The 12575-nt window shown below is 66.0% G+C and carries 13 protein-coding genes; 8 read left to right on the top strand and 5 right to left on the bottom strand.

From position 1 onward, the window contains the following. Nucleotides 1–35 precede the first annotated feature (35 nt). From V9L21_RS00740 to V9L21_RS00710, 7 genes are all read left to right on the top strand, one after another. The gene (locus V9L21_RS00740) at nt 36–524 is read left to right on the top strand and encodes a C40 family peptidase (protein ID WP_337308304.1); all 489 of its coding nucleotides are present in this window, start codon (nt 36–38) and stop codon (nt 522–524) included. 134 nt (nt 525–658) lie between these two features. Beyond that, complete coding sequence (locus tag V9L21_RS00735) at nt 659–2725, top strand: carbon starvation CstA family protein (protein WP_337308303.1); 2067 nt, start codon at nt 659–661, stop codon at nt 2723–2725. Nucleotides 2726–2733: 8 nt separating this feature from the next. Continuing rightward, a complete protein-coding gene (locus V9L21_RS00730) occupies nt 2734–2940 on the top strand; it encodes a YbdD/YjiX family protein (protein ID WP_281146334.1) in 207 nt (68 codons plus the stop codon). Nucleotides 2941–3061: 121 nt separating this feature from the next. Next, nucleotides 3062–4327, top strand: a complete 1266-nt coding sequence (locus V9L21_RS00725) for a glutamate carboxypeptidase (protein WP_337308302.1) — start codon at nt 3062–3064, stop codon at nt 4325–4327. A gap of 120 nt (nt 4328–4447) precedes the next feature. Then, on the top strand, nt 4448–4867 hold the full coding sequence (locus V9L21_RS00720; protein ID WP_337308301.1) for a sel1 repeat family protein: 420 nt from the start codon (nt 4448–4450) through the stop codon (nt 4865–4867). 152 nt (nt 4868–5019) lie between these two features. Further along, a complete protein-coding gene (locus tag V9L21_RS00715; protein ID WP_337308300.1) occupies nt 5020–5358 on the top strand; it encodes a DUF1161 domain-containing protein in 339 nt (112 codons plus the stop codon). 33 nt (nt 5359–5391) lie between these two features. Beyond that, on the top strand, nt 5392–6225 hold the full coding sequence (locus tag V9L21_RS00710) for an alpha/beta hydrolase (RefSeq protein ID WP_337308299.1): 834 nt from the start codon (nt 5392–5394) through the stop codon (nt 6223–6225). 4 nt (nt 6226–6229) lie between these two features. On the opposite strand, the gene V9L21_RS00705 is transcribed toward V9L21_RS00710, so the two are convergent. Genes V9L21_RS00705 through V9L21_RS00695 form a run of 3 tightly spaced genes read right to left on the bottom strand, consistent with a single transcriptional unit; the run spans nt 6230 to nt 8668 of the window. Continuing rightward, nucleotides 6230–7060, bottom strand: coding sequence for an urease accessory protein UreD (locus V9L21_RS00705; protein ID WP_337308298.1), 831 nt, complete (start codon nt 7058–7060; stop codon nt 6230–6232). Nucleotides 7061–7100: 40 nt separating this feature from the next. Then, complete coding sequence (locus tag V9L21_RS00700; RefSeq protein WP_337308841.1) at nt 7101–7622, bottom strand: nucleoside deaminase; 522 nt, start codon at nt 7620–7622, stop codon at nt 7101–7103. Nucleotides 7623–7642: 20 nt separating this feature from the next. Beyond that, nucleotides 7643–8668 carry an ABC transporter substrate-binding protein gene (locus V9L21_RS00695; protein WP_337308297.1) on the bottom strand — a complete coding sequence of 342 codons (1026 nt, stop codon included), beginning with the start codon at nt 8666–8668 and terminating at the stop codon, nt 7643–7645. A 333-nt stretch (nt 8669–9001) separates the two neighbouring features. Between V9L21_RS00695 and V9L21_RS00690 the strand changes: the two genes are divergently transcribed. After that, entirely contained in the window at nt 9002–10084 is a 1083-nt protein-coding gene (locus tag V9L21_RS00690; protein WP_337308296.1) for an aromatic ring-hydroxylating dioxygenase subunit alpha, read from the top strand. Nucleotides 10085–10409: 325 nt separating this feature from the next. Here V9L21_RS00690 and V9L21_RS00685 read toward each other — a convergent pair whose 3' ends face one another. Continuing rightward, nucleotides 10410–11471 (bottom strand): 4-hydroxythreonine-4-phosphate dehydrogenase PdxA, encoded by a 1062-nt coding sequence (locus tag V9L21_RS00685; RefSeq protein WP_337308295.1) that lies wholly within the window; start codon nt 11469–11471, stop codon nt 10410–10412. Nucleotides 11472–11517: 46 nt separating this feature from the next. Then, nucleotides 11518–12492 carry a Bug family tripartite tricarboxylate transporter substrate binding protein gene (locus V9L21_RS00680; RefSeq protein ID WP_337308294.1) on the bottom strand — a complete coding sequence of 325 codons (975 nt, stop codon included), beginning with the start codon at nt 12490–12492 and terminating at the stop codon, nt 11518–11520. Nucleotides 12493–12575 lie beyond the last annotated feature (83 nt).

Below are 12575 nucleotides of genomic sequence, written 5' to 3'. Positions count from 1 at the left end.
ACGCGCCCGTACCCGCACCTACGCCACGTTCCCGCATGCCGCTGCTGCTCCGGCTGCTTCGTCTGCTTCCCATTGGCGCCTGCCTCCTGGCGCTGGGCTGTGCAAGCCCGCGGCTGCCGCCTTCGACAGGCACCTACAGCACCTCGCCCCTGACGGCCGAGCAATCGAACGGCGTGGCGATCCATGCGCTCGGCCTGGTCGGCACACCGTACCGCTATGGCGGCAACACGCCCGAGGGTGGGTTCGATTGCAGCGGCCTCATCGGCTACGTGTACAAGAACAGCGCCGGCCAGGCCATGCCGCGCACGGTGGCCCGTTTGGCCGGGTTCGGCCGGCCGGTGGCGGCGTCCGACATTCGCTCGGGCGACCTGGTGCTCTTCGGTGCATCCACGCCCTCGCATGCGGGCATCTACGTGGGCGCGGGGCAGTTCGTGCATGCGCCGTCCACCGGCGGCGAAGTGCGGCTCGACCGGCTCGACGGCGTGTACTGGTCGCGCCAGCCGGTGCTGGTTCGCAGGCTCTGAATTCGGGCCGGCCTTCGGGGTTTTCTCCGGGTTTTCCATTACGCAAAGCCACGCACGCGGGCCGCGCGGTGCGACGGATGCGGGCTCGGGGCTGACGCGGAACACTCCCGGGTTCAATTCCAGGAGACATTCCCATGCACAGCATCCGCCGCCACCTGGTGTGGCTCGCCGTGGCCGTGCTCGGCGCTTTTGCGCTGGGCACCGTTGCCCTCACGCGCGGCGAAAGCGTCAACGCCCTCTGGGTGGTGACGGCCGCGATCTGCACCTACCTGATCGCCTACCGCTACTACAGCCTGTTCATCGCCGAGAAGGTGCTGGTGCTCGACGGCAGCCGCAAGACGCCAGCGCACCGCCACAACGACGGGCTCGACTACGTGCCCACCGACAAGAACGTGCTGTTCGGCCACCACTTCGCGGCCATTGCCGGCGCCGGCCCGCTGGTGGGCCCGGTGCTCGCGGCGCAGATGGGCTACCTGCCGGGCCTCTTGTGGGTGCTGGCGGGCGTGGTGTTCGCGGGCGCGGTGCAAGACTTCATCATTCTCTTCATCTCCACGCGGCGCGACGGCCGCTCGCTCGGCGACCTGGTCAAGCAGGAGATGGGCGTGGTGCCCGGAATGATCGCGCTCTTCGGCACCTTCATGATCATGATCATCATCCTTGCGGTGCTGGCGCTGATCGTGGTGAAGGCACTGGCCGAATCGCCCTGGGGCACCTTCACGGTGGCGGCCACCATTCCGGTGGCGCTCTTCATGGGCGTGTACCTGCGCTTCATTCGGCCGGGCCGCATCGGCGAGGTGTCGCTGATCGGCTTCGTGCTGCTCATGCTCGCCATCTTCGGCGGCCAGGCCGTGAGCCAGAACCCCGAATGGGCGCCGCTCTTCACCTTCGACGGCAAGGCGCTCACCTGGATGCTCGTGGGCTACGGCTTCATTGCCGCGAGCCTGCCGGTGTGGCTGCTGCTGGCGCCGCGCGACTACCTTTCGACCTTCCTGAAGATCGGCACGATCATCGCGCTGGCCATCGGCATCGTGTTTGTCATGCCCACGCTGCAGATGCCGGCCGTCACGCAGTTTGCGCAGGGCAACGGCCCGGTGTGGTCGGGCAGCCTGTTCCCGTTCCTGTTCATCACCATTGCGTGCGGTGCGGTGTCGGGCTTTCATGCGCTGATTTCTTCGGGCACCACGCCCAAGATGCTCGACAACGAGCGCCATGCGCGCTTCATCGGCTACGGCGGCATGCTCGCCGAGTCTTTCGTTGCGGTCATGGCGCTGGTGGCGGCTTCGTGCATCGAGCCGGGCATCTACTTTGCAATGAACAGCCCGGCCGCGTTGGTGGGCAGCACCGCGCAGCAGGCGGCGCAAACCATTTCGAGCTGGGGCTTCGTGGTCACGCCCGAGATGCTGGTGCAAACCGCCAAGGACGTGGGCGAAACCACCATCCTCGGCCGTGCGGGCGGCGCGCCGACGCTGGCCGTGGGCATGGCCCACATCCTTCACCAAGTGATCGGCGGGCAGGCCATGATGGCCTTCTGGTACCACTTCGCCATCTTGTTCGAGGCGCTGTTCATCCTCACGGCCGTGGACGCCGGCACCCGCGCGGGCCGCTTCATGCTGCAAGACCTGCTGGGCAGCTTCGTGCCCGCGCTCAAGCGCACCGACTCGCTGCCGGCCAACCTGTTTGCCACGGCGCTGTGCGTGGCGGCCTGGGGCTACTTTCTCTACCAGGGCGTGGTCGATCCGCTGGGCGGCATCAACACGCTGTGGCCGCTCTTCGGCATTTCCAACCAGATGCTGGCCGCGGTGGCGCTGCTGCTCGGCGTGGTGGTGCTGTTCCGCATGAAGCGCGAGCGCTATGCGTGGGTGGCCATTGCACCGGCCGCGTGGCTGCTGGCCTGCACGCTCACGGCCGGCTGGCAGAAGATCTTCTCGCCGGACCCGAAGATCGGCTTTCTCTCGCACGCGGCCAAGTACACCGAAGGCCTGGCCAACGGCGTGCTGGTGGCGCCCGCGAAGACCACCGAGGCCATGTCGCGCATCGTCTTCAACGACCGGCTCGACGCGGCGCTGTGCGCACTCTTCATGTTCGTGGTGCTGAGCGTGCTGGTGTACAGCGTGAAGGCATGCCTTGCGGCGCGCGCGGCCAACCGGCCCACCGCGCAAGAAACGCCGTTCGAACCGATGGCCGCATCGGCCGCGCGCTGAGCACGGCCATGGCCCTCGCATTGCCGGAAGCCGGGCGCTACTTTGCCCGTTCGCTCAAGCAGTCGCTGCGGCTCATGGTCGGGCTGCCCGACTACGACGCCTACCTGAGCCACATGGCGGCCACCCATCCCGGCCAGCCGCCGATGAGCTACGAGGCCTTCTTCCGTGAGCGCCTCGAAGCGCGATACGGCGGGGGCAAGGGGCGCTGCTGCTAGGCCGGCAAGGTCCGTCCGTTCTGTTCGCTTGACCCGCGCGGAATGCGGGTGATAGCCTGAGGGAGCCCGCGTCAGCGGGCTTTCTTTCGTCCAACCTCGAACGAACAACAGAACGGAATCCATGACTCTTCTTCACAAGCGCCATCACTTCACCACACCCGCGCCGTTGCGCGCCGCCTGCCAGGGCGCAGTACTGGCTTGCGCGCTCTTCGCTGGCGCCGCCATGGCGCAGAAGCCGCACCAGGCTGCGCTGGACGCGGCCACGCAGCAGAAGGAAGAAGCGCTGAAACTGCTGGAGCAAATGGTCAACATCGACTCCGGCTCGGCCAACACCGAGGGGCTCGACAAGGTGCGCGAAATCGTCGTTGCAGAGCTGCGCAAGCTCGACGCGCGCATCGAGACATTTTCGGCGGAGCCGCATCCCGGCACCAACGTGGTCGCCACGATCACGGGGCAGGGCAAGAAAAAGATCCTGATCCTCGCCCACATCGACACCGTGTTCAAGGAAGGCACGGCCGCGGCCAAGCCGTTCTACATCAAGGACGGGCGCGCCTACGGCCCCGGCGTCATGGACAACAAGGGCGGCGTGGTCGCGGGCCTCCAGGCGCTGAAGATCCTGCAGAAGATCGGCTTCAAGGACTATGGGCAGATCACCTTCCTCATCGACACGAACGAAGAGGTGGGCTCGGTCGGCACCAGCGCGCTCATCGAGCGCATTGCCAAGCAGCACGACGTGGCGCTGAACCTGGAGCCGGGCCGCCCGGCCGACGGACTCGTGGTGGAGCGCAAGGGCTCGGCCACGGCGCTCATCGAAGTGAAGGGGCTGGCCTCGCATGCGGGCGTTGCACCCGAGGCAGGCCGCAATGCGGCGATGGAGGTGGCGCACCAGGTGCTGCAGCTGGCGAAGACGGGCGATGCCGCGAAGAAGACCACGGTCAACTTCACGGTGCTCAATGCCAACGGGCCGACCAATGTAATTCCCGCTACCGCAAGCGCAAGGGGTGATGTGCGCGCCGCCACGCCCGAAGAGCTCGACCGCGTCGAGAAGGACCTGGTCCGCATTTCGCAAAACAAGCTGATTCCCGAAACCGAAGTTCGCGTGCGTCTCATCCGCGGCCTGCCGCCGATGCCGCGCTCGCCGGCGTCGGACAAGCTCGTGGCCATGGCCGAGGGCATCTACGCCGAAATCGGCAAGAAGCTCACCATTGAAAGCAGTGGCGGCGCGGCCGATGCCAGCCTGGTGGCCGGAGTGGGCGTGCCGGTGCTCGACGGCTTCGGCATCGTGGGTGGCGGCATCCACACGCCGGACGAATACGCCGAAGTCGAAAGCGTGGTGCCGCGGCTCTACTTGCTGTCGCGCATGCTCATGGACCTGAGCGCCAACTGAAGCGGGATGAAGCGCGGCCTCAGGCGCGGCCTGAGGCCGCCTGTGTGAATTCCAGTTTCTTTTTGCAAGCGCTTGCTGCCACGATGCCCTCCACCCAAACAACCGGTGGAGAACATCGAAATGGCATCCGAATTGAATCAAATCGCAAGCTGGTCGCTGCGCTGGCGCATCGTGCTGGCGAGCGGCCTTTGCCTGACGGCGGCGCTCTCCGCGGCGCAGCCACCGGAACCGAAGATCGTCTTGCATGCCGAGCAGCGGTTTCAGCTGGCACTCGAAGCACAGACGGCCCGCGACTACCGCACCATGCTCGATGAGCTCCGGCAGGCTGCTGGAGAGGGCAGTGCCGAGGCGCAGGAGATGCTGGGCATGGTGCTGCTGGCAGGGCCCACGCTCTACGGCTCGGCGGTCAAGGCAGACCGCTGCGAGGCACGCGGCTGGATGATGAAGGCGGCGTCCCAAGGCAGCGACACGGCGAGGAGCCAGCTCGTTTTTCTGAACAGAGTGCGCCAATCTCCGGCGGGCAGAAGCGCTTGCGAATAGGCTTGGACGAGTTGACGGACGGATGAGTCTGCATCCTGGCGGCCGTGACCTGCGGTTACCAGAGCGTGTGCGAGGATGCTTCTTCCGGAAATGCGGGGCTAGACTCTTGGCTCGCAAACCCCTCGGTACCCTCGGTACGAGACAGACTCATCATGAAACCCTGGTTGATTTACATCGCGCTTGCTTCGGCGGGCACCGCCAACGCCGCCGCTGAAAACTGCGAAGCCCTGCGTACCCAGATCGAAGCGAAGATTGCCGCGGCCGGCGTCACGCGGTTCACCGTAGCCACCGTCGATGCGAATGCAGAGGCGAGCGGCCAGGTGGTGGGCAGCTGCGAACTCGGTACCAAGAAAATCGTTTACCAGCGCGAAGGCCCAATATCCACCCCGGATGCCGCCGCGAACGGCGCGCCCCCGCGCGCGGGCGATGAGCGCATCCTGACGGAATGCAAGGACGGCACGGTTTCCGTCGGCGGCGACTGCAAGAAGTAGCCGCCCGGCGCAAAGCCTCTTCCGGAGAAAACCTTGTCATCCAAAGCCTTCCGCATTGCACTCTCGGCTTCGGCCGCTGCCATTGGCGGCATCGCCGCGTACTGGACGCTGCTGGCAACACGCCAAGGGCACATTCTGTTCAACGCCCGAAAGCTTCCCGTCGTTCATCTGTCCGACGACTTTTCCACCTACTCGCACACGGTGCCGGGCGGCATGGTGCGCGGGTATGTCTATCACCCGCATGGCGAAGAGGCGCTGCAAGACCTCTTCATCTACTTCGCCGGGCGGGGCGAGGACGTGCGTGCCACCGCGCAGGCATTGCACTGGCTGCCGGAAGGCTTCGGCTTTGCCGCGGTCAACTACCGGGGCGTGGCCGATTCGCAGGGCCACCCCTCCGAGATTGCTTCCGTTGCGGACGCCATCCAGTTTGCGCGGCACTTGCGCAAGGCCTTTCCGCAGGCGCGCCTGCACGTGGTCGGCCGGAGCCTGGGCACGGGCGTTGCCATCCAGCTGGTGGCGCAGCAGGAGTTTTCGAGCCTGCAACTGGTCACGCCCTACGACTCGATGCTGGAAGTGGCCAAGAGGCGCTTTCCGCTCGTGCCGCTTTCATTGCTGCTGCGGCACCGCTTCGATTCGCTGACGCACTGCAAGGAAGTGGCCGCCAAAACGCAGGTGCTGCTGGCCGAGCATGACGACGTGGTGCTGCCCGAGCGTTCGCAGAAGCTCATCGCCGCATGGCCGACACCCATCTCGGTGCAGACCGTTCCAGCCTCCGACCATCACAGCATCATGGGCCTGGAAGCGACCTGGCTCCACCTCGTCGACTTTGCGCTGACGGCCATCCTTCCGGAGCCCAAGGCCGCTTGATGGGCTAGGTGGACCAGATGCGCGGCGAGCTCGCGGGCAACCGCCACAGCTCGGCGCGCCATGCCTGCCACACCTGCCGCAGCAGCTGCATGGCAGGCTCCACCACCGGCGCGAGCACCCGCAGCACGACGACTTCCGCATGGGGGCTGGTTGCGCCCGCGCTCTCTTGCAGGCCGTGCGCATCGATGACGGAGCGTGCATGCGCCAGCAGCGCCTCGCGCCGCGCACGCGTGGCCGGCGTACCCGACACGAAGAACAGCGATGCAATGCAGCGATGCCCGCCGAAGCCCAGCGGGCTTTGCAGCAACCGCTCGTCGGCCGCGTCGATGCGCCCGCGCTCCAGCCAGATGCCCGGCACTTCGATGTGCTGCAGATAAGTGCCGCGCTCGAAAGGCTGGTTCGCGTTGGGCAGGCCGAGAGCGGTCACGTCCCAGCCGATCATCTCGGCGCCGGACTCGGCCTCGATGGTGAGGCGGTTCTCGGCTTTGCAGCCGCTGTAGCAGATGGCCTCGAGCGGCAGCCACTCGAGCCGCGCACCCTGGGCGAGCCGTATGCGCGTGCGCTGCAGCGCCAGTTCGCCTTCGGAGCGGTAGAAGCGCGAAGCGCCCGGCGTGGTGATGAGCCCATGGCTGCCGTCGGCCGCTTCGATGTCGATGTCCAGTGTGTCGCCGCCCACCAGCCCGCCCGGTGGATGCACCAGCACGTTGTGGCAGATCGCATCGCCTTCCGGATAGAGGCTCTGCAGGATGCGCAGCGGCCCATCGTGGCGAAAGCGTGCAACGCTGCGGGCGGATTCCTGTCGGTAGTCGAGATGAAGGTGGGCGTGCCAGGGCATCCAACGAGTCTATTCGCCCCGCGCCTGTCTCTTGCGAGCCCTATTTCCAGGCGCCGTCGTGGGCCGCACTGGCCTCGTCGAGCAACGCAGGGCCGATGCATTCGATCGGGTGGGGCGACGCGCGGAACACATCGCGGCACGACAGCTCCGCGTCGCGCTGGTCTTGCCGCTCGCCACGGAAAACGCGCAGCCGCTCGGCGTCGATGCCGAACACCACGCGGCCGATGTTCGACCAGAAGATGGCGCCCGCGCACATCACGCAGGGCTCGCCCGATGCATAGATGGTGGCGCTCGCAAGCTCTTCGCGCGTGAGGCCTTTTCCGGCCAGCGCGCGCAGCGCATTCACCTCGGCATGCGCGGTGCAGTCGCCGGTTTCGGTGTTGCTGTTGCCCGCCTCGGCCAGCACCTCGCCGGCGGCCGAGACGATGACCGATCCGAAAGGCCGGTTGCCGCGCCTGCGTGCCGCGTGCGACCAGACGATGGCCTTGCGCAGGTAGCGCTCGTCGCGCTCGTCGAGCGTGGTTTCTTCAGGGGGTTCGGTGTGGCTGTTGCTGATGTTCATGCCTTGGGTAATGTCTTGGCTCATGTCTTGGAAAGGGTGCGTTCGCTCCGCGATGGCAGCATCGAAGTGTTGAAGATGGCGTCGGACGCGGGCTTGACCTTGAGGCCGAATACGTCGACGACTTCGTCGACCTGCTGCTCGAGCGTGAGCTTCTTGATGTCGCCCAGGCCATGGCCCCGCGTGTCCGCCGCGCCCACGTATTGCGCCGTCACGCCCCAGCGCTCGAGCTCCAACTTTTCGTCGAGGATGGGTTCGCGCTGGCGCATGGCCGCAATGCTGGGCGCCGGGTTGGCAAAGGTTTCGACAATGGCGCGGTTGGTGGCGCGCAGAAAAGCCGCAACCAGCCTGGGGTTCTGCGCAATGAGGTTGCTGCTCGCAAGAATGGCGTTGCCGTACAGGTCGACGCCCGCGTCCGCATACTTGAGCACCGACAGTTCCTCGGCCTTCATGCGCGCGAAGAGCGAAATGGCGGAGTCATGAAAGTAAGTGGCTGCATCGACGTCGCCGCGCACCATCACGTTGTCGCGCGCGCTGAAGTCGGTGGTCTGCCACTGGAAGGCGTCGCTGCGCATGCCTTGCTTGCGCGCCACCATCGGCCAGGCGCGGCGGGTCGATTCAACGGCCGCCGCGGCCACCTTCTTGCCCGCAAGGCTCTTGAAGTCGCTCGTCACGCCGCGGTCCTTGCGGCCGATGATCACGAAGGGTGCGCGGTTGTAGTACTGGTACACGGCCTGCACCATCGGGGTGCCCGGGTTCTGCGCATTGAACTCGACCAGAGAGCTGATGTCGCCCAGGCCCATCTGGTAGACGCCGCTCGCAATGCGCGTGATCGACGCGACAGAGCCGGCGCCGGTGTCGATGGTCACGTCCAGGCCTTCGTCCTTGTAGTAGCCCTTGCCGTGCGCGAGGAAGAACGGCGCGGTCTGCCCGTTGATGCGGAAATCGAGCGTGAACTTGAGCGGGGTCAGCTTGCCGCCGCCTTGGGCAAAGACGGCAGGGGCGGCAAGGGTGGCGGCACTGGCCGCAAGAAAGAATCGACGTTGCATGTGGGGCCTCGGAATTCTCGGGTCTTGAACCCTCCCGCCCAAGGCAGGAGGCACTTCAAGAGCAATTTCCGGGCGGGCGCACAACGGTGGTGCGTGCGCTGCTGAACGCTTCTACTCTTGCGCAAGTTCATGCACGAGCCATGCCAAGCCGCATGCCACGGTCTTTTGCTCGGGCATTGCCATCGGGTGCTTGGAGGCTGCGCCGGCCCGCGCCACAATGCGGGCGCGCAATTTGCATGGCAAGTGGCGCAGAGTAGAAGCGTTCAGCCCTCGCGGCAGGAAATTGCTCTTTCACGTTCGTCCGTACCCACGCGCAACAGAAGGAGTCCACGCATGCTCGTCACCCAACAACCCGTCTTCCGCAAGTTCTGGCATGCCGTCATGCCGCTTGCCGACCTGGCCCAAGGCCCCAAGCCCTTCACGCTGCTGGGTGAAGACATCGTTCTATTCATTGATGCCGACGGCCAGCCCGCTGCGCTGCGCGACCGCTGCTGCCATCGCACGGCCAAGCTCTCGAAGGGCTGGTGCGTCGACGGGGAAGGCAAGGCCTGCGGGCAGGGCGCCATCCAGTGCGGTTATCACGGCTGGACCTACGATCGAAGCGGACAGGTGATCCGCATTCCGCAGTACGAGCCCGACCGCAAGATATCGCCGGAATACAAGACCACGGCCTACCGCTGCACCGCACGCTACGGCTATGCATGGGTGGCGCTTGAAGAACCTGTTGCGGACATTCCGGCCATTCCGGAATTCACCGACCCGGGCTACCGCACCATCTTCCAGTTCTATGAAGAGTGGCAGACCAGCCCGATGCGGGCGCTGGAAAATTCATTCGACAACTCGCACTTCAGCTTTGTGCACCGCGCCACCTTCGGCGTGGCCGCAAGCCCGAAGCCGAGCAAGTACGAGCTGGTGGAAAACGAGGGCGGCTTTCATGCAGAGACAGTGATCGAGGCGGTGAACCCCGCCAAGTTTCACGCCATCAGCGGTGTGACGGACCCGATCACCACGCGCCACATGCGCAACGCCTACTTCCTGCCGTTCTCGCGCCGGCTCGACATCGAATACCCGAGCGGCGTGCGCCACATCATCATCAACTGCTTCACCCCCATCGACGATGGCCGCATGCAGCTGTGCCAATGGCTGTTCCGCAACGACACCGAGGCCGACTGCGCGGCGCAGATGCTGATCGATTTCGACGAGGAGATTACGCGCGAGGACAAGGACATCCTCGAATCGACGGACCCCGATGCGCTGGTGGATACGCGGCGGCGGGGTGTCGAGTATTCGATGGAGTCCGATCGGCCGGGGATGCTGATTCGCAAGCACCTGATGCAGTTGCTTGCGAAGCATGGCGAGGCGGAGGTTTATCGCGGGATGACCCGTGGGGCCATTCCGATTGCGAAGGCTGCCTGAGGTTTTTTTGCGCTGTTGTTGTTCGGGGCGGCGCACCCGCCGACGGGGTACCTTTCTCCGCGAATGTCCCCCGGCCTGCGGCCTCCTCCTTTATTTCGCTGCGCAAGGCACCCCGCCGGCGGGTGCGTAGCAAAGAGCAGTGGTTGATCAGCGATACACCACGAGCGTGCCCAGGTGCACAGGGCATCGGGTGCTCCGCGCAGCGAAATAAAGGAGGAGGGGCGCAGCCCCGGGGGACATTCGCGGAGGGGAGTACCCGGTGGCCTTTGCACACGCCCTGAACAGCAGCGCCAAGAACAACGCGTCACACAAACCAGGCAGCCCCTCAGGCCGTAGCAGCTTCCGCAGCCGCCCGCACAGGCGCACCGCTCGCCATCCGCACGCACAAGTCGAAGGCCTGCTGCAGCCCTTCGATCTGCGCAACGCCCGTGCCCGCGATGTCGAAGGCGCTGCCGCTGGCCGAGGTGGCCACCGGCACAGGCAAGCCACCGTGCAGCGTCACACCTTGCTCGAAGCCCATGAGCTTCATCGCGATCTGGCCCTGGTCGTGATACATCGACACCACCGCATCCACATCGCCCCGACGTGCACCGATGAACACCGTGTCAGGGGAGAACGGGCCGCGGGCGTCGAAGCCCTCGGCGCGCAGCTGTTCGATCGCCGGCGCGATGATCTCGATTTCTTCCATTCCGATGGAGCCGCCGTCCCCCGCATGCGGGTTGAGCCCCGTCACCGCGATACGCGGCTGTGCCACACCCGCGCGGCGCAAGGCCGATGCAATGATCTTCACCGCGTCGCTCACGCCCTCTCTCGTGATGTGGCTTGCCACTTCCTTCAGTGGAATGTGCGAGGTCACGCGCGAGGTCCATAGCGAGCCCGTCAGGTTGAACTCGCAGACGAAGCCCTTCACGGCAAAGCGCTCCTGCATGTAGCGCAACTCGTCTTCATGCACCAGGCCGCCCAGGCGAAGCGAATGCTTGTTGAGTGGCGCAAAGAGAATGCCGTCGGCCTGCCCGCGCCGCACCGCCGCGGTGGCGAGCTCCAGTGCTTCGAAGGATGCGCGGCCCGAGGCCTCGTTCGACTCGCCGAGCACCGGCTCCCGGCCTTCCATCCAGTCGCGCAGCAGCAGGGTGGGGCGGCCGTCCTCGAAGCGAAGGTTCTCCAACCGGTCGACCTGCAGCGGGTCGAGCTTCACGCCCGCCACGCGCTCGCCGGCAGCCAGCACCACGGGGTCGGCAATCAGCAGCACGCGCGCGGCGTCCAGGTTGCGTTGGCGCGCGAGCAGCTTCACGGCCATTTCGGGGCCGATGCCGCTCGGGTCGCCAAGCAGCACGGCGATGCGGGGCTTGGCGGAGGTCACGCTCGGGGTCTTCGATGGGGTGGACATGGAATCGGGAATGAAGTGGAGGAATGAAAGAAAAGGAAAGAAAGCCTCATTCGGCCTTGATGTTGGCGTCGCGCACGAGTTGCCCGTAGTGGTCGAACTCCTGCTTGTTCATGGCCGCGAAAGCCTCGCCGGTGATCACGCCGGGTTCGCCGCCCAGGCCCTTGATGCGCGCTTGCACATCGGGCAGCTTCAGCGTGCGCGTGAGCTCCGTGCCGAGCCGCTCCACCACGGGCCGCGGCGTGCCGGCCGTCACGTAGAGGCCATACCAGGTGGACACGTCCGCGCCCTTGACGCCCTGCTCGGCCAGCGTGGGCACGTCGGGCAGTTCGGGAGAGCGCTGCGGCGCGCTCACGGCCAGCGCGCGGAACTTGCCGGCCTTGATCTGGCCCATGGCGGAGGAGGTGCTGTCGAACATCATGTCGACCTCGCCGCCGATGATGTCGATGTGCGCCTGCGAACTGCCCTTGTAGGGCACGTGGATCGACTTCATGCCCGTGGCCAGGTTGAAGGCCTCGCCGCCCACGTGCTGCGTGCTGCCGATACCGGAGGAGGCGTACTTGAATCCGCCCGGCTTGGCTGTCATGGCCGCCACCAGGTCTTTCACCGACTTGTAGGGCGAGGTGGCGGACACCACCAGCACGTTGGGCATCACGGCCACCAGGCCGATCGGCTGCAGGTCTTTCAGCGGGTCGTACTTGAGCTTGAGGATGTGCGGCGCCACCGCCTGCGCGGTGTTGGTGGCCAGCAGCAGCGTGGTGCCGTCGGCCGCGGCGCGCGCGGTGAGTTCGCCGGCGATGGTGTTCGACGCGCCGGGCCGGTTCTCCACCGTCACGGGCTGCTTGAGCACCGGCGCGAACTTGTCGGCCAGCACGCGCGCGAGGATGTCGGTACCGCCGCCGGGCGAGGCGCCGACCATGATGCGCAGCGGTTTGTCGGGGTAAGCCGGCTGCGCAACGGCCATGGCGGTCGCCAGTGCCAGCGTGGCCGCGCTTGCCGTGCGGGCTAGGAAAGAAAGCTTCATCGGGTGTGTCTCCTGCTTGTTTGGCACCAGCTTAGGGAGCTTCGCGTTGCCAATCCAATCGAAAAAGCCCGAAGCTCCATATA

Source organism: Variovorax sp. CCNWLW235 (genome assembly GCF_037204085.1).
Taxonomy (GTDB): domain Bacteria; phylum Pseudomonadota; class Gammaproteobacteria; order Burkholderiales; family Burkholderiaceae_C; genus Variovorax.
The sequence above is the reverse complement of the archived record's forward strand: the minus strand, read 5'-3'. Positions and strand labels throughout refer to the sequence as shown.

What these genes read in the sequence shown, in the direction of transcription:
- V9L21_RS00740 (WP_337308304.1), top strand. Translation starts at nt 36, where the DNA reads ATGCCGCTGCTGCTCCGGCTGCTTCGTCTGCTTCCCATTGGCGCCTGC.
- V9L21_RS00735 (WP_337308303.1), top strand. Translation starts at nt 659, where the DNA reads ATGCACAGCATCCGCCGCCACCTGGTGTGGCTCGCCGTGGCCGTGCTC.
- V9L21_RS00730 (WP_281146334.1), top strand. Translation starts at nt 2,734, where the DNA reads ATGGCCCTCGCATTGCCGGAAGCCGGGCGCTACTTTGCCCGTTCGCTC.
- V9L21_RS00725 (WP_337308302.1), top strand. Translation starts at nt 3,062, where the DNA reads ATGACTCTTCTTCACAAGCGCCATCACTTCACCACACCCGCGCCGTTG.
- V9L21_RS00720 (WP_337308301.1), top strand. Translation starts at nt 4,448, where the DNA reads ATGGCATCCGAATTGAATCAAATCGCAAGCTGGTCGCTGCGCTGGCGC.
- V9L21_RS00715 (WP_337308300.1), top strand. Translation starts at nt 5,020, where the DNA reads ATGAAACCCTGGTTGATTTACATCGCGCTTGCTTCGGCGGGCACCGCC.
- V9L21_RS00705 (WP_337308298.1), bottom strand. Translation starts at nt 7,060, where the DNA reads ATGCCCTGGCACGCCCACCTTCATCTCGACTACCGACAGGAATCCGCC.
- V9L21_RS00700 (WP_337308841.1), bottom strand. Translation starts at nt 7,622, where the DNA reads ATGAACATCAGCAACAGCCACACCGAACCCCCTGAAGAAACCACGCTC.
- V9L21_RS00695 (WP_337308297.1), bottom strand. Translation starts at nt 8,668, where the DNA reads ATGCAACGTCGATTCTTTCTTGCGGCCAGTGCCGCCACCCTTGCCGCC.
- V9L21_RS00690 (WP_337308296.1), top strand. Translation starts at nt 9,002, where the DNA reads ATGCTCGTCACCCAACAACCCGTCTTCCGCAAGTTCTGGCATGCCGTC.
- V9L21_RS00685 (WP_337308295.1), bottom strand. Translation starts at nt 11,471, where the DNA reads ATGTCCACCCCATCGAAGACCCCGAGCGTGACCTCCGCCAAGCCCCGC.
- V9L21_RS00680 (WP_337308294.1), bottom strand. Translation starts at nt 12,492, where the DNA reads ATGAAGCTTTCTTTCCTAGCCCGCACGGCAAGCGCGGCCACGCTGGCA.